Here is a 21282-nt window from a genome sequence, read left to right as displayed (position 1 = left end):
GATTTTTATTCTATGTCGTTTATCCTAAATATAATTACTATAAAGGAAAGCGAGGATATCTATGATGGCTTACTCAACTTCCGAAATCTCTGAAGCCTTAAATACAATAAACGCTACTATTACAAATTGCGAAAAGACGCTCGGTAAATTTGATGAAAATACATCTCAACACTCGCTTTTAATTAACAGAATACAAGCTTTGAAAACTTCTAAAGGTGTTATAACATCAACTGAGTATTACGATAAAATCAAGCTAGAAGAAGCTTTACCGCCGATAGAATCTATTATCAACAAATCATCTAAAGCACAAATCAAACACAATAAAGAAAGCTCGACATACAAACGATTACAAAAGCATATACACGCAATGAAGATTGCTCAATTTTTTATATATGCATATTTAAAAAATAAATAGGTTAATTTTTGTAAATTTTATGTTAACCTATACGAGTACTGTAAAAAATCGATAAATTCTTAAAGTAGAGGAAAAAATTATGAAATTCACAAAAGAAGAATGGCGTAACACAGATTTCAAATTAAACATGGATGTCAGTCATTTAAACTTAGATGAAATCATCAGCTTAAATGATAATTTAACTACTACAGAAATAGACGAAGTATATTTGCCGTTAATTAACTTTTTGACAAACAAAGTTAAATTTCACAAAGACTACTCACAGAACATCAATACAAAATTACTCAACAAAAATAATACACCACCATTTATAATTGGTGTCTCAGGTGGCGTATCAGTAGGTAAAAGTACCGTTTCAAGACTACTCTTACACCTACTCCAAGAATATAATCCTGATTGGAAAGTCGACCTTATCACAACAGATGGGTATATTATGCCCAAACAAGAACTGATTGATAAAGACTTACTTTCTAAAAAAGGATTCCCTGAAAGTTATGATACAAAAATACTTATTGATCACTTAAAACAAATAAAAGAAAATGAACCAAATATACCAACATACACATATTCACATATCACATATGACAGACTTAAAGAACAATATCATTACGTTGATTGTCCAGATATCCTTATAATCGAAGGCGTAAACATATTCCAAGTGAATCCACACGAAGAAGAACTTGTAAGCGACTATATCGACTATAAAATCTATTTAGACTCAACAATAGATAACATGAAAAAATGGTATCTCAATCGCTTCTTATTACTACAAGAAGAAGCCTTCCAAAAACCAGATTCTCATTTCTACAGATACCGTGATTTACCTAAAGAAGAAGCAATCAAAATTGCTACAGAAATTTGGGAAGATATAAACGAAGTGAACTTAATAAAAAATATTTTACCAACTAAAAACAGATCAGATCTCGTATTGTATAAGAGTGAAAATCATGTAATTGAAAACTTGAGATTTAATAAATTTTAGATATCAAACCCCTCTAGTATCCAAACTAGAGGGGTTTGATATCTATTTAAATACCTATTTACCAACTTTCTCAAGAGGTCCTTCCGTCTTATATATTTTTGTGTAATAGCTATGGAATTCACTATTAAGTTTCTTTCCCATTATTATAGGGTATCGAATAGTTATAATTTTTTGGTATTAGTTTAAAAATACCAAAAAATAGAAGTCTCAAAATGGTATTTATATTTATAGATTAGGTGATTAATATGCAAATATTTAGAGTAAGTTCGAATCATGAAGTCAGTGCAAAATATCTAGACAATAGACGTTTATCTAAACAGATACTGGAGCTATATCAAATTATTAGAGTATGCCTGGCTCATATGGAACTAATTGAAGGAAACACAAAGTATATACACCATCCAATTGTTCAACATGTTTATAATGATGGTAATCCTTATATTATAGATACCTTCCAATTGTTGAAAGAGATGAATAAAGAACATATTCGAAGAGGTGGAAAAAGATCAGAGTCATTTAAACAAGATTTATCAAATTTAGCACTAATCATTGATAAAAATCGTAGTCATTTCTCTGATAAAAACTTACCTCCTTTTTACGTCTATGGTAATGATAAAATATACGGAGATACAGCTTACGAAGAATATATTAAATTATTATATTATAAATGGCAAAATGACAAGATACCGGCAAGATGCAACTGTTTGATTAATATTTAGGAGAATTATTATGAATGATTTAATTACAGGTAGAAGAGGTGTGGTTAATCATTATGAAAAATAATAAAAACAGTGAATTATTATGGGCTAAGCATAAATATGAAGTCATGTGGCACAGTCAAAAATACTATTTAAGCATTCGAGAAATGTTGAAATCACCTGTCACTTTAGATGCAATAGAAAGTGAAATAAATAATGCTAAACAGATTACGCCAACTAAAGGTTCTATAATAAACACGTATGACCATATGTGGGGATACTTCAAGAAAATCTCAGATAAAGAAGAAAAAACAACGTATTTATTATTAAAAGATCAATTTCTTAACGGCAATATAGAACCAAAAGAATTACTTCATTTCATAAAGCTTTTAAGCGAAAAATACCAAACCAACTATATTCTAAATTCGACTATTATTAGTGAATTAGAAATATAGCGTCATACTTTTCATAAATCCGAACATATTAAAACCCTCTAGCCTGATTGCTAGAGGGTTTTATCATACATTATAGATTATTGTTCTTCTTTAACGTATGGTAATAAAGCCATGTGACGTGAACGTTTAATAGCTATTGTAAGCATACGTTGGTATTTCGCTGAAGTACCTGTTACACGACGTGGTAAGATTTTACCTCTTTCTGAGATAAATTTCTTAAGTAAATCTGTATCTTTGTAGTCGATATGTGTAATACCATTTGCTGTGAAATAGCAAACTTTTTTACGACGACGACCACCTCTTCTTGGTCCACCTGCCATGATTGTGTTCCTCCCTTCTCGTTAAGTTTATATATAAACGTTTAAATCAACTGTTTAGAACGGCAAATCATCATCACTGATATCAATTGGTCCATTAGCATTTGCAAACGGGTTACTTAATTGTTGATTATTATTTGACTGTTGTTGATTTGAAGGTGCTTTTTGGCCTTGTTGGTTACCGCCAAAGTCTTGTCCATAGTTTTGGAATTCGTTATTATTTTTCTGGTTGTATGATTGGTTATCATTACCTGATTGACGTTGGTTTGCGCCTTTAGGTTCAAGGAATTGAACGCTATCACAAACAACTTCAGTTACATAAACACGACGACCTTCTTGGTTCTCGTAGCTACGAGACTGTAAACGACCTTCAACACCTGCAAGACTACCTTTAGATAAGTAATTGTTTACATTCTCTGCGGGACGTCTAAAAACGACACAGTTGATAAAGTCAGCTTCTCTTTCACCTTGCTGATTCGTAAAAGTACGATTAATAGCTAAAGTAAAAGTAGCAACTTGAACGCCTGAGGGTGTTACTCTGTATTCCGGATCTTTAGTTAACCGACCGACTAATACAACACGATTAATCATTTAATCTCCCCCATATCTTAAAAATTAAAATTATTTTTCATCTTCGCGTACGACAATGTGACGAATGATATCGCCAGTGATTTTTGATAAACGATCAAATTCATTGATTGCTTCATCATTTTCAGCCTTAATTCTAACGATATTGTAGAAACCTTCTGCGAAGTCTTGGATTTCATAAGCTAAACGACGTTTACCCCAATCCTTTTCTTCGATGATTTCTGAACCGTTTGAAGATAAAACGCCTTTGAAACGCTCAACTAAAGCTTTTCTAGCTTCGTCTTCGATATTTGGACGTACTACGTACATTACTTCATATGTTCTCATCAATTTACACCTCCTTGTGGTCTATGCGGCTTAATATCTTTTGTATTAAGCAAGGAATAATTTTCATTACTCACAATCAAGAATTATAGCACACAGCATTACTTTTTACAATCATTTTTTACACGTTAAATCTGAAGTGAACGACGTCTCCGTCTTTCATTAAATAGTCTTTACCTTCAAGTCTAACTTTGCCCGCTTCTTTAGCTCCAACCATGCCATTATTACTTAATAAGTCATCATAACTTACTGTTTCTGCCCTAATAAATCCTCTTTCGAAGTCTGTATGAATAATTCCAGCACATTGTGGGGCTGTCATACCTTCTATAAATGTCCAAGCTCTTACTTCTTGTTCACCTGCTGTAAAGTATGTTGCTAATCCTAATAAGTTATATGAAGCTCGTATTAATTTATCTAGACCTGCTTCTTCTACACCTAAATCTTCTAAGAACATTTCACGGTCTTCATCATCTAATGTTGCAAGTTCTTCTTCTATTTTCGCTGAAATAACAATAACTTCTGACCCTTCATTATCTGCGTATTCTTTGATTTGTTTCACATATTCATTGTCTTCAGGATTTGCTACTTCATCTTCAGCTACGTTTGCTACATATAACATAGGTTTTGCTGTTAATAAGCTTAAGTGTTTTAAAATAGTTTTTTCTTCGGCTGTAAACTCTATGCTTCTTACTGGTTCATTATTTTCTAATGTTTCTTTAATTTTTGCTAATATTTTTTCTTCGGCAACAGCTTCTTTATCTTTTTGTTTCGCCATTTTCGCGACTCTTTCATAGCGTTTTTCTACTGACTCTAAGTCAGCTAACACTAATTCCATATTAATAACTTCTATGTCATCGATTGGGTCTACTTTACCTGAAACGTGCGTAACATTTTCATCTTCAAATGCACGTACAACTTGACATACAGCATCTACTTCACGGATGTGTGATAAGAATTTATTCCCTAATCCTTCACCTTTAGAAGCACCTTTAACGATACCTGCTATATCTGTAAATTCAAAAGCAGTTGGTACTGTTTTCTTTGGTTTAACTAATTTAGTTAATTCTTGTAAACGATGATCCGGCACCTCTACGATACCAACGTTTGGATCAATTGTAGCGAAAGGATAGTTTGCCGCTAATGCTCCCGCCTTTGTTATTGCGTTAAATAATGTAGATTTCCCAACGTTTGGTAAACCTACGATACCAGCTGTTAATGCCATTTTATTCACCTTGTCCTTTTTCTAATATTTTTTTGATTTTTTTATCAAATTCTTGCCTTGGTAACATTATACTACGTGAACAACCTTCACATTTTATTCTAACGTCTGCTCCCAACCTTATGATTTTAAATCTATTGACGCCACATGCATGTTGTTTTTTCATTTCTACAATATCATTTAAGTCATATGATTTTATCATGAAACAGCCTCCATTTTAGATATTTATTGAATATTATTTGGATTATATGAAACCATCGTTGGTATTGGTGATTGTATGCCTTCTTTATCGAAGAATGATTTTATTTCTCTTCTTAAAATGCGTGCACCTGTACCATGTGCGTTTGGTTCTGTTTCTCCTGCAATTTTTATAGTAGCTTCACCTGCTGTTACAGTTTCTACTCCTAATATTTCAGGTTCATTAACAAAAATTGCATATTTTTCTTTTATAGTTGGTAAAAACACTTCTAATTTTTGTTCTACTTTATCTAGATCTTCTTTAATAGAAACAGGTATTTCTACAATAGCCATACCATTGTGAATTGAGAAGTTTACTATTTCGTTCATAGTTCCATTTGGTAAGATTGTTAAATCTCCTTCAAAGGATAAGATTCTTGTTGATCGCATACCGATAGATTGTACAGTACCTTCTGCTACTGTTGTCCCAGTCGTATTAATTTTTACATAATCTCCGACGTCAAATTGATTTTCAAATATAATAAAGAATCCTGTTATGACATCTTTTACTAATGCTTGTGCACCAAAACCGATTGCTAAACCGACTACTCCAGCTCCGGCAATGATACTTTCTACTCTAATCCCTAAATTACTTAAGATAGTTGTAGCAACAATAAACCAAACTACGTATGAAACTACATTCTGTAATAAGTTTACCATTGTTTTTGCACGTTTGTTAGACTTCCCTACCCGCTTCGTTCCATATTTAGTAGTGAAGAATTTTTCTATTAATTTATGCAATATTTTAATGATTATAAACGCGAGTATAATATAAAATAAGCCAATAAATATCTGTTCTATCCATTTCTGCCAATTGTCAGGGTTCATAAATGGATCAATTAATTTATGGATGATGTTGTTTATTTTTTTCAATTTTGCACCTCTTTACTGTTCTAACAATAATTCTATTATTCTTTTATACTCAGATTCTGAATTGAATTCAAGTGATATCTTGCCAGACTTTTTCGTTTTATGAATATCAATATTAGTTCCAAATTTTTCTTTTAATTGATACTCATGTTTCATAATAAATTGCGGCTTATTTTGATGAGCTTTACTTTTTGGTTTTCCTTTTTCATTTAAGAGCTTCACATGCTCTTCCAACGCCCTAACACTCATATGTTCTTTGATGACTTTTTTGGCCACTTCAACAATGTTATGTTCTTTTTCTAAACCTAGTAGCGTTCTTCCATGTGCACTAGATAACTGATCTTCATTAATCATATTTTTAACACTTGGTGGTAGATTAAGTAGCCTTAAGACATTTGCGATGTATGATCGTGACTTACCTAATCTATCAGCAACTTGCTGTTGTCTCAAGTTTAATTCTTCCATCATCGTCGCATAACTTTTCGCTTCTTCTAAAGGTTTTAAATTTTCTCGTTGTAGATTTTCGATAATGGCTAATTCTAGCATTTCTTCATCTGTTAAGTCTTTAATAATTGCTGGGACAGTCTGCTTACCGGCTAATTGACTGGCACGAAAACGCCTTTCTCCTACAACAATATCGTACCCTTTAATCGTTTCTCTGACGACGATAGGTTGTAACACACCATGCTGTGAAATGGATTGGGTTAAATCTTGTAATGCTACTTCATCAAAAAACTGTCGTGGTTGATAAGGATTTCTTCTTAATTTATCTAATGGAATTTCAATAATTTGATCACTACTATGGTTATAAGAAATTTTTTGAGTTAATTCATAATTTCTTTCTTTCATTTCATCACCGCGTCTATCCTTTAATTTGTTTCACGTAAAACATGCACACTAAATTATAACAATTTTAAACATCTTATGCACAAAAGAAAAATTAACGGATAAATTAAAATATTCAGAAAAGTTGTTGACAAAAAAATAAGCGCATAGTAATGTGTAATATATCAACAACGAAATAATAATTAAAAGCACGATAAAAAGGAAAGTAAATCTTAGCACTGCAATTAACAGAGAGTTCCTATTTGCTGAAAGGGAATATTGAAAGAAAGATTGAAAATGGCCTTGGAGTGGTGACATCGATATTGAGGTGTCAACGGGATCGCCCGTTATAGCGATACAGTATTAAAATCTCTTATATTGATGGCGTACTGGAAATTTTTTGTACTATTCCTTTTCTGCCACTGTATATTTTATTAAGAGATGGCGTACTTATAGAGGTGATGTCAGCAATGTCATTACAAACAAAGGTGGTACCGCGAGCTAAGCTTTCGTCCTTTACATCCGAATCATTTCGGGTTTAAAGGACGGAAGCTTTTTTTATTTTTATATTTAATTAGGGAGGAAGGCAATTATGAAATCTACTCAACTCGCTCAAATTTCATTAACAAAAGATCGAACGGGAGCAACAACAAATCCAATTTATCTTTCTACAGCTTATCAACACGAAAAATTAGGTTGTTCTACTGGATTTGATTATACAAGAACTAAAAACCCAACTCGCTCACAATTTGAAGAAGCTTTTGCAAAACTTGAAGGTGGAAAATACTCATTTGCAACTTCAAGTGGTATGGCTAGCATTCAATTGATTTGTAACTTATTTAAACCAAATGATGAAATACTTGTTTCTTTTGATTTATATGGTGGCACATTTAGACTTTTTGAATTTTATGAGAAACAATACAATATTAAATTTAAATACATTGATTTTTCAAATATTGATGAAGTAAATGCTTCTTTAACTGAAAATACTAGAGCATTCTTTATCGAACCAATATCAAACCCGTTAATGTTCTCGGTTGATTTAGATCCATTGTATGCAATAGCCCAAGAACATAACATTTTAACAATCATTGATAATACATTTTTAACACCGTATCTATCAACTCCATTAAAAGATGGTGCAGATATCGTTTTACATTCTGCTACTAAATATATAAGCGGACACAATGATGTATTAGCAGGTGTTGTAACAGTAGCAGATGATAACTTAGGTGAATTACTCGGACAATTTCACAATATGATCGGCGCTACACTTTCACCGTTCGATAGTTATTTACTAGTACGTGGTTTGAAAACCTTACATCTAAGATTAGACCGTGCTACAGAAAACGCCCGAAAATTAGCTAAGTCACTTCAATCAGTAAACAGCATAGAAGAAGTTCTTTATTCAGGAAGAACAGGCATGTTAAGCATCAGATTGAAACAAGACTATAGCGTAGATCGATTTTTACAAAATATAGATTTATGTATTTTTGCTGAAAGCCTAGGTGGTACAGAAACGTTCATCACTTTCCCGTATACGCAAACGCATGTTGATATGGCTGATGAAGAAAAAGACAAACGTGGCATTGATGAATACTTACTTCGTCTATCAATAGGAATTGAAGATTACGAAGACATCTACCAAGACATACTTCAAGCTCTGAAAAAATCAAAAAAAGAAGGAGTGTCATTATGAGCTATTCAAAAGAAACTTCATTAATTTTAGACTCAACTCGCGGACATGAACATTTATCAAGTAACCAACCATTATATTATTCATCAACATTTCACCAACATACACTAGGTGAAAATCAAGAATTTGATTATGCAAGAAGTGGAAATCCAAATAGAAAGTTGCTAGAAGAAAAATTAGCTAAATTAGAAGACGGTCAGTATGGATTTGCTTTTAGTTCAGGAATTGCAGCTATCACTGCAGTGTTTCTCACATTAGAACCTGGAGACCATGTTATTTTGCCGGATGATGTATACGGCGGTACTTTTAGACTAACCGAACAAATTCTTAAAAAATTTAAAATCGAATTTACAACAGTTGACCAGACTGATTTAAACCAAGTTGAAAACGCAGTTCAACCTAATACAAAGCTCATCTACGTTGAAACACCTTCCAATCCACTATTTAAAGTGACAGATATTGATGGAGTTGGACAGATAGCACGACATAACGATGCACTATTGGCAGTTGATAACACATTTATGACACCACTTGGACAGTCACCTCTTAAATTAGGCGCTGACATCGTTGTTCACTCTGCTACTAAGTTTTTAGGCGGCCATAGTGATTTGATTGCAGGAGCAGTTGTCGTGAATGATCCTAAATTAAAAGAAGATATTTATCTCATTCAAAATGGAACAGGATCAGGTCTAAGTGTGTACGATTCATGGACACTTGCGAAGCATTTAAAAACATTACCAATTCGATTTAAACAAAGTGTTCATAATGCTGAACAAATATATAGATATTTAATAACAAATGAAGCGATTGAAACTGTTTATTATCCAATTACTAATGACACACACTTAAGACAAGCTAAAAATGGTGGTGCTGTTATTGGATTTAGACTTAAAGACGAGTCAAAAGCACAGTCATTTGTAGATCATCTCAATATTCCACTTGTTTCAGTTAGTTTAGGTGGTGTCGAAACGATACTTTCTCATCCTGCTACAATGAGTCACGCTGCAATACCAGAAGAAATTAGAGCAGAGCGTGGTATTACTAACGGTTTGTTCAGACTCTCAGTCGGATTAGAAGATGTCAAAGAATTGATTACAGATATCGATTGGGCATTAAAGGAGGCTATATATGAAGATGAAAGAGGCGTTGAAGAACCGTATCTTAATAGCTGACGGAGCAATGGGTACAATCCTTTATTCAGAAGGATTAGATACTTGTCCAGAAAGCTATAACTTAACACATCCAAAAAAGATAGAAAAAATACATCGCTCCTATATAGAAGCAGGAGCTGATGTTATTCAAACCAACACATACGGTGCTAACTTTGAAAAATTGCAAATATATAATTTAGAGCACCGCGTCAAAGATATACACAAAGAAGCAGTACGCATCGCTAAAAGAGCAAGCAATGAAGACACATTCATACTAGGAACTGTCGGTGGTTTTCGAAACATAAGAAAAAGTGACTTATCCATTGAATCCATTCAATACCATACAGAAATACAAATTGAGACTTTAGTAAATGAAGGTGTGGATGGCATACTTTTTGAAACATATTACGACTTAGAAGAATTACTCGCTGTATTAAAAGATACTAGAGCAAAATATGACTTACCGATTATAGCTCAATTAACAGCAAGCAACACGAATTTCTTAAGAAATAGTACACCTATACCGGATGCTTTGCAGTCTTTACTCGATGCAGGAGCAGATATTGTTGGACTGAATTGTCACCATGGACCTTATCATATGATTCAAACTTATAAACATATTGATATTCCTAAAGATGCATATCTTTCATGTTATCCAAACGCAAGCTTACTTGATTTAGAAGAGAATGAACTTAAGTACAGCAATAACGCTGAATACTTTTCAAAATCTGCTAAAGAACTTGTAAATCAAGGCGTCCGCCTTATCGGTGGTTGCTGTGGTACTACGCCAGAACACATTAAGAAAATCAAAGAAGTCGTAAAAGATTTAAAGCCTGTACATCATAAAAATGTTATACCGATAGAAACAAAGAAATATCAAAAACAAGATAAACAAGAACCTAGCATTACCGAACTCGTTAGCCACAAACCTACCGTTATCGTTGAATTAGATACACCAAAGCATTTAGATACAGACAAGTTTTTCAAAGGTGTTAAAGCTTTAGAAGATGCTGAAGTAGAAGCGATAACACTTGCTGATAATTCTTTAGCTAGCGTTAGAATTTCTAACATTGCTGCAGCAAGTATTATTAAACAAAACTATAAAATTAGACCCCTCGTACACTTAGCTTGTCGAGATAGAAACTTAATCGGTCTACAATCTCATTTAATGGGGCTATCGCTTTTAGGAATTAATGATATTTTAGCAATCACAGGAGACCCTTCTAAAGTAGGGAATTTCCCAGGTGCAACAAGCGTGTTCGATGTTAATTCAAATGGTTTAGCAGAAATTATACAACAGTTTAATCAAGGTATTAACGCAGACGGAGCATCGCTAAGAAGGAATTCAAATTTCTCAGTAGCTGGAGCATTTAATCCAAACGTTCGAAGATTAGAACCAGCAGTGAAACGACTAGAGAAAAAACTAGATTCAGGCATTGAATATTTTATTACTCAACCTGTTTATGAACCTGAAAAAATAAAAGAAATATACGAAGCAACTAAACATCTAGATGCACCAATATTTATAGGAGTGATGCCAATAACCAACTATAATAACGCACTGTTTTTACACAACGAAGTACCCGGTATCAAATTATCTGAAGGTGTTCTTAATGCCTTTGAAAAAGTCAAACATGATAAAGAGGCAACTAGAGCACTTAGCATAAGTTTAAGTAAAGAATTAATCGACACGATTCACCAATATTTTAATGGTCTGTATTTAGTCACACCATTTTTAAAATATGATATTACAGTTGAACTTGCACAGTATTCAAAATCCATAACTGGTACACAATCTAAGGAGGCAATATTATGACAATTAAAACAGCAAATTTAGGATTCCCAAGACTAGGTAAGAAAAGAGAATGGAAAAAGGCAATTGAAAGTTATTGGTCAAATAAAATAGACAAAACTGAACTTGATCAAACATTACAAGATTTACACAAAGAAATTTTAACAATCCAACAAAATCATCATGTTGATCAAATACCTGTTGGTGACTTTTCACTTTACGACCATGTTTTAGATACATCATTATTATTTAATATCATTCCAGAACGTTTTCAAGGTCGCGAAGTAGATGATGATTTACTATTTGATATTGCTAGAGGTAACAAAGAGCATGTAGCTAGTGCTTTAATTAAATGGTTTAATACTAACTATCACTACATCGTTCCTGAATGGGATAATGTAACACCTCAATTAAATCGTAATGTATTACTAGATAAATTTAATTTTTCAAAAGAATTAGGTGTAAATACTCATCCAGTTATTTTAGGACCTATCACTTACGTTGCACTTTCAAAAGGCGGAAACCAAACTTTTGATGAGAAAGTCAGAACATTACTACCTTTATATAAAGAAGTATTCCAAACGTTAACAGAAGCTGGTGCTGAATATATACAAGTAGATGAACCTATTCTTGTTACAGATAAAGCTAATGAATTACAAGAAATCACAGAAGAAGCATATGCCTTCTTTAATAAAGAAGCTGCTTCAACTAATATCGTATTACAAACATACTTTGAACGCGTTGATTTGAATTTCGTTGGTAAATTACCTGTATACGGATTTGGGTTAGACTTCGTTCATGATAATGGTTATAACTTAAAACAAATCCAAGACGGACTATTCCCTAAAGAAAAAGCTTTATTTGCTGGAATTGTGGACGGTCGAAACGTTTGGTCAGCTAATATTGAGGAAAAGAAATCATTGATTGAAACTTTACAATCTTATACAGATGAACTTGTTATTCAACCTTCATCTTCTTTATTACACGTACCAGTTACTTTAGAAGAAGAAACTTTAGATGATTCAATACGTGATGGTTTAAGTTTCGCTACAGAAAAATTAGATGAATTATACGCATTAAAACAATTATTTAATGAACAAGATGATACTTTATATAATCAATTAAAAGAACAATTTGAACGTTTTGAAGGTCAATCATTCAAACAATTAGAATATGATTATGAAGCTGTTAAATCAGAGCGTGCAACACCATTTAAAGAGAGAAAAGTATTACAAGATCAATTATTAAATTTACCTGACCTACCTACAACTACGATTGGTTCTTTCCCACAATCTAGGGAAGTAAGAAAATATCGTGCTGACTGGAAGAACAATAGAATTACTGATGCACAGTATCAAGAGTTCCTTGAAAATGAAATTAAACGTTGGATTGAAATTCAAGAAGACATTGGCTTAGACGTACTTGTTCATGGTGAATTCGAACGTAATGATATGGTTGAATTCTTTGGTGAAAAATTAAATGGCTTCTTAGTAACTAAGTTTGGATGGGTTCAATCTTATGGATCACGTGCTGTAAAACCACCAATCATTTACGGTGATGTTAAATGGACAGCTCCATTAACAGTTGATGAAACATTATATGCACAAAGTTTAACGGATAAACCAGTTAAAGGTATGCTTACTGGACCTGTTACAATTTTAAACTGGTCATTTGAGCGTGTTGATATTCCAAGACGTGAAGTACAAGACCAAATCGCGCTTGCTATTAACGAGGAAGTGCTAGCACTTGAAGACGCAGGTATTAAAATTATACAAGTTGATGAACCAGCATTACGAGAAGGCTTACCGCTTCGTTCAGAATATCATGAAGATTATTTAGATAAAGCAGTACATTCATTTAAATTATCAACATCATCTGTCCAAGACTCAACGCAAATTCATACGCATATGTGCTATTCTCAGTTCGGACAAATCATTCATGCTATTAAATCACTAGATGCGGATGTTATTTCAATAGAAACTTCTAGAAGTCACGGTGATTTAATTCAAGATTTCGAAGACATCACATATGATTTAGGTATTGGTTTAGGCGTTTATGATATTCATAGCCCGCGTATTCCAACAGAAGAAGAAATTACTGTTGCTATCAATAGAGCACTGAAAGAAATTGATCGTTCATTATTCTGGGTTAACCCAGATTGTGGTCTAAAAACAAGAAAAGAAGACGAAGTTAAAGAAGCTTTAAATGTACTTGTTCGTTCAGTTGAAAAGCTACGTCAAGATAACACAGTCAAACAACCAAATTAATCAAAATAAGAGGTGATGTTATGTCATATCCATTGTGGGAATCACTGAGCCATCTAAAAAAATATAAATGGGTCGATTTAACGCATACTTTTGATTCTGAATCTCCACATTTTTCATCATTTAAAAATGCTGAAACGAAAACTTTATATCAAGTGAAAGATGATGGATTCTTTGCTCAATCTTGGCAATTTGCAACACAATATGGCACACATATAGATGCCCCTATTCATTTTGTAGAACATAAACGTTATCTACATGAATTAGGTTTACAAGAAACGGTCTTACCTTTAATAGTACTAGACTTCTCAAAAGAAGTTGAACAAGATGCAGACTTTAGATTAACAAAAGAACATATCCTTAAATGGGAAGCTGAGAATGGTCAAATTGAACAAGATACATTTGTCGCTTTTAGAAGTGATTGGTCTAAACGTTGGCCAGATAAAGAACAATTTGAAAATAGAGATGCAGATGGAAATGAGCATCTACCAGGTTGGTCATTAGATGCCTTGAAATATTTATTCGAAGAAAGAAAAATAAAATCAATAGGACATGAAACGTTCGATACAGATGCTTCTATTGATATCCGTAAACATAACGACATCGTAGGTGAACGTTATGTGCTCGGTTTAGATACATTCCAGATAGAACTGTTAACCGGATTAGATGAACTACCAACACGTGGTTCAGTCATTTTAGCCATTAGTCCAAAACCTAAAAATGCACCCGGATTCCCTGTCCGAGCATTTGCTATTAGCCCAAGTTAATAGCACACTGCCATATAGTATTTTTGAGCGAGTATTATATGGCAGCCCCTTACCTATATTAAATAAATACGTAACAAAAAAGCAGAACCTTTCGGTGGAGATCGAAAGGTTCTGCTTTTATATTAATATTTAGGTGCTGTTGGTGATAAAATTTGATGATCAATTTCAAATTCTGTTTCACTATTTTTACGATATATATAATAGAAATACATCGTCCATAGTATCGTTAAGCCAGCTGATAACCAATAACTAAGTGATAAATCTATACCTAAACCAATTGGCTGACTTAAAATATATGTGAATATATTCCACGTCATAAAGAGTGCCGGTATTAAAGCTACATAGAAGTTCTTATTAGATAACAATAGATACATCGTACCAATCCATAACGCCACTGTTGCAGTTGTTTGGTTAGCCCACGAGAAGTATCTCCATAATATTGTGAAATCTACTGTAGTTAGAATAAAACTAATCACAAACATTGGAATTGCTATTGCGAATCGTTTCCAAACTTGCTTTTGACCGAAGTTGAAATAATCAGCAAGAATCATTCTTGCACTTCTAAACGACGTATCACCACTCGTAATTGGCAATACAATAACCCCTAATATTGCAAGCGTGCCAAATACTGAGCCTAGTAACATAGTAGATGCTTCACTCACTACAAGCGCCGCTTCCCCTTTTGCTAGTACTTCTTGAAGTCCACCATAACCACCGAATAAACTCATAGCAGCAGCAGCCCAAATCATAGCGATAATTCCTTCTGCAATCATCATGCCATAAAATATCATACGACCATTTTTCTCACGATTTGTCGTTCTAGAAATGATTGGAGATTGAGTAGCATGGAAACCTGATAAAGCCCCACAAGTAATCGTAAAGAATAATAATGGGAATATAGGCGCTGAATCAGGATGCATATTCTTCAACGTTAATTCAGGAATTTCTGCACCAGTCATCAACAATCTAATGAAAATACCAACAGCTGAAATCATTAGAATAAAACCAAATATCGGATAAACTTTACCAATAATTTTATCAATCGGTAAAACTGTTGATAAGAAATAATATAAGAAAATCACAAATATAATAATACCTAAAGCTATTCTACCGTCCATTAACGAATGTAAAAGTAACGCCGGACTCGTAACAAAAACTGTCCCTGTAAGTAATAACAATAACAATGTAAACACGTTTACAAGGTGTTTCATAACATTACCTAAAAATTTACCCGCCAGTTCAGGTAAATGAGCCCCTTTATTACGTATAGAAATCATACCTGTTAAATAATCATGCACTGCTCCTGCAAAAATTGATCCAAGAACAATCCATAAAAACGCAACTGGACCATATAAAGCACCCATAATAGGTCCAAATATCGGTCCAACACCTGCTATATTCAACAATTGTATTAATGAGTTCTTATTCGTCGACATAGGAACATAATCAATATTATCACGTTGGTCATGAGCAGGAGTCGGACGCTCCTCTTTAACACCAAACATTTTTTCAATATATTTACCATATGTAAAATACCCTATAATTAACAAAGCAATTGATACTAAAAATGTTATCATGCAAAATCCCCCTTTTGTTTGCAAACGCTTTCAAATCAAAGTATAAATTATATATTAGTAAAAAACAATACTTAAAAATAATTAATCACTACTTATACGATTGGATAAGTAATAATAAAAAACTACCACCAAAATAATAAATAATTTGGTGGTAGTCATAATTCATATATTATATTTAAGAATTCCTTTTATAAACTTTAATCGTAATTTCATAAAAGTCTTTATGTTCTTCATCTATACGTTTTACTTTGATGCCTTCTTTTTCAACATTTTTAATACTTTGTCCAAGTGCATCAATTGCTTCTGTTATATCTTGTTCAAATTGAAATTGTTTAGCTTTTACTTTTTCAGATCCTCGTATTTTTTTCACACGATCTTCAGTTTGCTTAACATTTAAATTTTGTGACTGAATAGCCGTTAAGACATCTTGTTGTTCTTCATCTTCTAATCCCAACAAAGCTCTTGCATGTCTTTCAGTAATTTCACCTTTTTGTAATGATATGACGATGGGCTCTGATAGTTTTAACAATCTTAATTTGTTCGCTATGAATGATTGGCTTTTCCCCATGCTTACAGCTAAGTCTTGTTGTGTTATTCCTTCTAAATCAAGTAATTTTCTATAAGCCTCTGCTTCTTCTATAGCTGAAAGATTTTCACGTTGAATATTCTCTATAAGTGCCACAGCTGCAGTTTCTTTATCATTTAAGGGCTTTATGATGGCTTCAGTTTCAGGTAGATCGTTATGTTTAATTGCGCGAAATCTGCGTTCACCTGCAATAATTTCATACATACCTTCTTCTATTGGACGAACTACAATTGGTTGTAACAATCCATGTTCTTTAATAGACTGCGCTAATTCCTTTATCTTTGATTCATCAAAAACTTTTCTCGGTTGATAACGGTTAGGCACAATTTTTTCTGTTGAAATTATCGCGACGTTGCCTTCATTTCTTGCTTCTTCTATGTGTTCTAATTCTTTGTCTTTAAGTCCAAATAATTTAGAAAAAGGTTTTTTCATTTCAATCTACCCACTTTCATTCTTACGTATTTCCCAGGAAATTATTTTGTTAAAGGTTCTTTATTAGGTGTTCCTGGTTTTCTTGGATATTTCTTAGGTGTTTGTTTAAATTTATCAATCGCAATTATTTGTCTTGTGCTTTCTTCTAATGGAAGTTTAAATTCATAAACTTTATTTAATTTTCCACCTAACACTGAAATTGCAAACTGTGCATCATCTAATTCTTCATCGCCTTGAGAACCTTTTAATGCAACAAACTGCCCGCCTTTTTTAACTAGTGGTAAACACAACTCACTCAATACAGATAATCTTGCTACAGCGCGTGCCGTTACTAAATCAAAGCTTTCACGGTATTGTCCTTTGCCAAACGTTTCTGCTCTATCATGTACAAAATTCACTTTATCTATTTCAAGTTTATTAGCTAATTCATTTAAAAACTTAATACGTTTATTTAAGCTGTCTACAATCGTTATTTGTAAGTGTGGATATATAATTTTAAGTGGAATACTTGGAAAACCGGCTCCAGCTCCTACATCACAAATAGATTCGATTTCATTAAAATCTACATAAAAAGCAGGTGTCACAGAATCAAAGAAGTGCTTTAAATACACTTCTTCTTTTTCTGTTACTGCTGTTAAGTTAATTTTTTCATTCCACTCAACTAACATTTCAAAATATGTCTCAAATTGTTTTAATTGTTGATTAGTAAGTGTAATACCTGAATCTTTTAATGAGTTGATAAAAGTTTGTTCGTTCATTTTAGTCCACCTTCTGGATTTTACCTTGTTCAATATAAACAAGTAAGATAGATATATCTGCTGGGTTAACACCTGATATACGAGATGCTTGTGCAATATCTAACGGGTTAACTTCTTTAAGTTTTTCTCTCGCTTCAGAAGCTAAACTATTGATTGCATCATAGTCTATATTCAGAGGTATTTTTTTGTCTTCCATACGTTTAACTTTCTCAACTTGAGCTAATGATTTTTGAATGTAACCTTCATATTTCGTTTGAATTTCAACTTGTTCTTGGATGTCTTCATTAACTGGAGAAGTTTCTTGTAAGATTTCCATGATAGCATTGTAATCCATTTCTGGTCTACGTAATAAATCTAAAGCTAATATACCATCTTTAAGTGCTGAACCTCCACGGCTTTCAATAACACTTTGTGTATGTTCATTCGGCTTAATACGAATAGATTGTAATCTCTCTTGTTCAGCTTTGATACTTTCACGTTTTTGATTGAATTTAGCATAACGTTCTTCTGAAATCATACCAATTTCGTAACCGATATCTGTTAATCTTAAATCGGCATTATCATGTCTTAATAATAAACGGTGTTCAGCACGTGATGTTAATAGACGATATGGTTCATTTGTGCCTTTTGTTATTAAGTCATCAATTAATACACCGATATAAGCATCAGAACGACGTAATACAACATCTTCTTTACCTAATACTTTTCCTGCCGCATTAATACCAGCCATTAAACCTTGACCAGCCGCTTCTTCATAACCAGAAGTTCCGTTAATTTGACCTGCAGTAAATAAGTTTTTAACTAATTTAGTTTCTAATGTCGGCCACAATTGTGTAGGTACAATTGCATCATATTCAATAGCATAACCGACTCTCATCATATCTGCTTTTTCAAGTCCCGGTATTGTTTCTAACATTTTACGTTGTACTTCTTCAGGTAAGCTTGTAGATAAACCTTGTACATAAACTTCTTGAGTTTTACGACCTTCAGGCTCTAAGAACAATTGGTGTCTTGGTTTATCGTTAAATCTTACGAATTTATCTTCAATTGAAGGACAATATCTTGGACCAGTACCTTTTATCATGCCTGAATACATTGCTGATAGATGTAAATTGTCATCAATCACTTTATGTGTTTGTTCGTTCGTATAAGTTAACCAACATGGTAATTGGTCTAAAATATATTCTGTCGTTTCATAACTAAATGCTCTACCTACATCATCACCTGGTTGAATTTCAGTCTTACTGTAATCAATTGTGCCACCATTAACACGAGGTGGTGTTCCAGTTTTGAAACGAACTATGTCGAAACCTAAATCTCTTAAATGGTCTGCTAATGTGATTGAAGGCATTTGATGGTTTGGACCACTTGAATATTTTAAGTTACCTAAAATAATTTCACCACGTAAAAATGTACCAGTTGTTAATACAACAGAATCAGCTAGATATTGAGTGCCGATAACCATTTCCACGCCTTTTACTACATCATCTTCTATAATTAAACGTTCTACCATACCTTGCATAATATCAAGGTTAGGCTCATCTTCTAATACACGTTTCATTTCTTCTTGGTATAATACTTTATCTGCTTGAGCACGTAATGCGCGTACTGCTGGACCTTTACCAGTGTTTAACATACGCATTTGGATGTGTGTTTTATCAATTGTCTTAGCCATTTGTCCACCAAGTGCATCAATTTCTCTTACAACTATACCTTTTGCTGGACCACCAACTGATGGGTTACATGGCATAAACGCTACACTATCTAAGTTAATTGTAAGCATTAAAGTTTTTGCGCCACGTCTCGCTGAAGCTAATCCTGCTTCTACACCAGCGTGCCCTGCTCCGACAACAATAACATCATATTTTTGTGTCAAAATTTTTCCTCCTTTTATTTTCCTAAACAGAATTGGCTAAACAATTGGTCAATAAGTGATTCACTTGCTTCTTCACCTATAACTTCACCTAGCAATTCCCAAGTTTTGATTAAATCAATTTGTACTATATCTATTGGAATGCCTTCTTCAGCTGAATGAATTGCGTCTTTAATTGAAGACTTCGCGTCTTTTAACAGTGCAATATGTCTTGAATTAGATACATAAGTCATGTCTTGTGACTGAACTTGTCCACCAAAGAATAATTCTGATATCTTTTGTTCTAACTCTTCAATACCTTGTTGTTCTACCATCGATGTCTGTACGATAGGATGGTCACCTATCATCTCTTTCAGCTCATCCATATCAAGGTGCTGTTCTAAATCTGTTTTATTTATAATAACTATGAAGTCTTCATTTTTAATAGCTTCAAACAATTGGTAATCACTTTCTGTCAGTGATTCATTATAATTTAATACGAACAATATTAAATCTGCTTCTGACAAAGCTTTCCTTGATCTTTCAACACCAATTTTTTCTACGATATCTTCTGTTTCTCTAATACCTGCTGTATCCACTAATCGTAAAGGCACACCACGAACATTAACATATTCTTCTAATACGTCTCTAGTCGTCCCTGCTACTTCTGTAACGATTGCTTTATTATCTTGAATTAAATTATTAAGCATTGAACTCTTACCAACGTTTGGTTTACCTACTATTACTGTAGACAAGCCTTCTCTCATAATTTTCCCTTGTTGACCTGTCTTCAATAATTTATCGATTTCTTGCTCTATGTTAGCAGCTTCTTTTAATAGAAATTGAGATGTTGCTTCTTCTACGTCATCATACTCAGGGTAGTCTATATTAACTTCAACTTGTGCTAGTATTTCTAGTATAGATTGCCTTAGCCCTTTTATGAGTTCACTTAGACGCCCTTCCATCTGCCCTAAGGCTACCTTGGATGCGCGTTCCGTCTTAGAACGTATGAAATCCATCACTGCTTCTGCTTGTGATAAGTCAATACGACCATGTAAGAAAGCTCTCTTTGTAAATTCACCCGGATCCGCCATTCTTGCTCCATTTGATAACGTTAATTCAAGTACACGATTAACAGTTACTAGACCACCGTGACAATTAATTTCTACGATATCTTCTCTTGTAAAAGTCTTAGGCGCTCTCATAACAGCCGCCATTACTTCTTCAACAATTTCGCCACTGTCAGGATCCAAAATATGTCCGTAATTAATCGTATGTGAATCGACTTCTGATAATTGTTTTTTCCCTTTATATATACTATCAGCGATACTTATCGCATCCGGACCACTTAAACGTACAATTGCGATTGCGCCTTCACCCATAGGCGTAGAGATACTTGTAATTGTATCTAGTTCCATTATTTTTCTCCTCCACCATTCATGCTATTCATTCTTTTGATTGTAAATGGTTTTGTAAC

General features: G+C 33.3%; 21 protein-coding genes and 1 other annotated feature. Of the genes, 9 read left to right on the top strand and 12 right to left on the bottom strand.

The window, feature by feature from the left end:
- Positions 1–64 precede the first annotated feature (64 nt).
- From ACO6VN_RS12070 to ACO6VN_RS12055, 4 genes are all read left to right on the top strand, one after another.
- Positions 65–415 carry a hypothetical protein gene (locus ACO6VN_RS12070; RefSeq protein ID WP_369964755.1) on the top strand — a complete coding sequence of 117 codons (351 nt, stop codon included), beginning with the start codon at positions 65–67 and terminating at the stop codon, positions 413–415.
- Between the two features lie 79 nt (positions 416–494).
- The gene (gene coaA, locus ACO6VN_RS12065) at positions 495–1397 is read left to right on the top strand and encodes a type I pantothenate kinase (protein WP_016999210.1); all 903 of its coding nucleotides are present in this window, start codon (positions 495–497) and stop codon (positions 1395–1397) included.
- 245 nt (positions 1398–1642) lie between these two features.
- Entirely contained in the window at positions 1643–2116 is a 474-nt protein-coding gene (locus tag ACO6VN_RS12060) for a pyrimidine dimer DNA glycosylase/endonuclease V (RefSeq protein WP_422404738.1), read from the top strand.
- A gap of 53 nt (positions 2117–2169) precedes the next feature.
- On the top strand, positions 2170–2550 hold the full coding sequence (locus ACO6VN_RS12055) for a DUF1722 domain-containing protein (protein ID WP_422404737.1): 381 nt from the start codon (positions 2170–2172) through the stop codon (positions 2548–2550).
- A 77-nt stretch (positions 2551–2627) separates the two neighbouring features.
- On the opposite strand, the gene rpsR is transcribed toward ACO6VN_RS12055, so the two are convergent.
- The 7 genes from rpsR to ACO6VN_RS12020 all read right to left on the bottom strand — a co-directional run bounded on the left by rpsR (position 2628) and on the right by ACO6VN_RS12020 (position 6954).
- Positions 2628–2870, bottom strand: a complete 243-nt coding sequence (gene rpsR / locus ACO6VN_RS12050) for a 30S ribosomal protein S18 (protein ID WP_016999205.1) — start codon at positions 2868–2870, stop codon at positions 2628–2630.
- Between the two features lie 54 nt (positions 2871–2924).
- Positions 2925–3458, bottom strand: a complete 534-nt coding sequence (gene ssb, locus ACO6VN_RS12045) for a single-stranded DNA-binding protein (RefSeq protein WP_422404736.1) — start codon at positions 3456–3458, stop codon at positions 2925–2927.
- A gap of 30 nt (positions 3459–3488) precedes the next feature.
- Complete coding sequence (gene rpsF, locus ACO6VN_RS12040) at positions 3489–3782, bottom strand: 30S ribosomal protein S6 (RefSeq protein WP_016999203.1); 294 nt, start codon at positions 3780–3782, stop codon at positions 3489–3491.
- A 118-nt stretch (positions 3783–3900) separates the two neighbouring features.
- Positions 3901–5001, bottom strand: coding sequence for a redox-regulated ATPase YchF (ychF, locus tag ACO6VN_RS12035; protein ID WP_016999202.1), 1101 nt, complete (start codon positions 4999–5001; stop codon positions 3901–3903).
- A gap of 1 nt (position 5002) precedes the next feature.
- Positions 5003–5200 carry a DUF951 domain-containing protein gene (locus tag ACO6VN_RS12030; protein WP_016999201.1) on the bottom strand — a complete coding sequence of 66 codons (198 nt, stop codon included), beginning with the start codon at positions 5198–5200 and terminating at the stop codon, positions 5003–5005.
- Positions 5201–5223: 23 nt separating this feature from the next.
- Positions 5224–6108 carry a mechanosensitive ion channel family protein gene (locus ACO6VN_RS12025; RefSeq protein ID WP_016999200.1) on the bottom strand — a complete coding sequence of 295 codons (885 nt, stop codon included), beginning with the start codon at positions 6106–6108 and terminating at the stop codon, positions 5224–5226.
- 12 nt (positions 6109–6120) lie between these two features.
- Positions 6121–6954 (bottom strand): ParB/RepB/Spo0J family partition protein, encoded by an 834-nt coding sequence (locus ACO6VN_RS12020; protein ID WP_070044817.1) that lies wholly within the window; start codon positions 6952–6954, stop codon positions 6121–6123.
- Between the two features lie 181 nt (positions 6955–7135).
- Positions 7136–7450: a binding site (T-box leader), on the top strand.
- A 72-nt stretch (positions 7451–7522) separates the two neighbouring features.
- Here ACO6VN_RS12020 and ACO6VN_RS12015 point away from each other — a divergent pair.
- From ACO6VN_RS12015 to ACO6VN_RS11995, 5 genes are read left to right on the top strand one after another with little or no spacing between them, the layout of a single operon-like run.
- Entirely contained in the window at positions 7523–8629 is a 1107-nt protein-coding gene (locus ACO6VN_RS12015) for a PLP-dependent transferase (protein ID WP_422404735.1), read from the top strand.
- Complete coding sequence (metC, locus tag ACO6VN_RS12010; RefSeq protein WP_194200239.1) at positions 8626–9798, top strand: cystathionine beta-lyase MetC; 1173 nt, start codon at positions 8626–8628, stop codon at positions 9796–9798. Before ACO6VN_RS12015 ends, metC begins: the two co-directional genes overlap by 4 nt.
- Positions 9755–11593: a bifunctional homocysteine S-methyltransferase/methylenetetrahydrofolate reductase gene (locus ACO6VN_RS12005; protein WP_323710779.1), complete on the top strand. Its 1839-nt coding sequence runs from the start codon at positions 9755–9757 to the stop codon at positions 11591–11593. Before metC ends, ACO6VN_RS12005 begins: the two co-directional genes overlap by 44 nt.
- A complete protein-coding gene (gene metE / locus ACO6VN_RS12000) occupies positions 11587–13836 on the top strand; it encodes a 5-methyltetrahydropteroyltriglutamate--homocysteine S-methyltransferase (protein ID WP_026023621.1) in 2250 nt (749 codons plus the stop codon). The genes ACO6VN_RS12005 and metE overlap by 7 nt, the downstream gene beginning before the upstream one ends.
- 20 nt (positions 13837–13856) lie before the next feature.
- On the top strand, positions 13857–14600 hold the full coding sequence (locus ACO6VN_RS11995) for a cyclase family protein (RefSeq protein ID WP_194200241.1): 744 nt from the start codon (positions 13857–13859) through the stop codon (positions 14598–14600).
- Between the two features lie 122 nt (positions 14601–14722).
- Here ACO6VN_RS11995 and ACO6VN_RS11990 read toward each other — a convergent pair whose 3' ends face one another.
- The 5 genes from ACO6VN_RS11990 to mnmE form a co-directional block, all read right to left on the bottom strand.
- The gene (locus tag ACO6VN_RS11990; RefSeq protein ID WP_064211265.1) at positions 14723–16177 is read right to left on the bottom strand and encodes a carbon starvation protein A; all 1455 of its coding nucleotides are present in this window, start codon (positions 16175–16177) and stop codon (positions 14723–14725) included.
- Between the two features lie 175 nt (positions 16178–16352).
- Complete coding sequence (gene noc, locus ACO6VN_RS11985; RefSeq protein ID WP_064204293.1) at positions 16353–17195, bottom strand: nucleoid occlusion protein; 843 nt, start codon at positions 17193–17195, stop codon at positions 16353–16355.
- Between the two features lie 41 nt (positions 17196–17236).
- On the bottom strand, positions 17237–17953 hold the full coding sequence (gene rsmG, locus ACO6VN_RS11980) for a 16S rRNA (guanine(527)-N(7))-methyltransferase RsmG (RefSeq protein WP_194200242.1): 717 nt from the start codon (positions 17951–17953) through the stop codon (positions 17237–17239).
- A 1-nt stretch (position 17954) separates the two neighbouring features.
- Positions 17955–19829 carry a tRNA uridine-5-carboxymethylaminomethyl(34) synthesis enzyme MnmG gene (gene mnmG, locus ACO6VN_RS11975; RefSeq protein WP_422404734.1) on the bottom strand — a complete coding sequence of 625 codons (1875 nt, stop codon included), beginning with the start codon at positions 19827–19829 and terminating at the stop codon, positions 17955–17957.
- A gap of 14 nt (positions 19830–19843) precedes the next feature.
- The gene (gene mnmE, locus ACO6VN_RS11970) at positions 19844–21223 is read right to left on the bottom strand and encodes a tRNA uridine-5-carboxymethylaminomethyl(34) synthesis GTPase MnmE (RefSeq protein WP_194200243.1); all 1380 of its coding nucleotides are present in this window, start codon (positions 21221–21223) and stop codon (positions 19844–19846) included.
- Between the last annotated feature and the right edge of the window lie 59 nt (positions 21224–21282).

Origin of the sequence: Mammaliicoccus sp. JADD-157 (assembly GCF_049310805.1) — a bacterium.
Classification (GTDB): domain Bacteria; phylum Bacillota; class Bacilli; order Staphylococcales; family Staphylococcaceae; genus Mammaliicoccus; species Mammaliicoccus lentus.
Note: the sequence above shows the minus strand (reverse complement) of the source record. Positions and strands in the feature narration are given on the sequence as shown.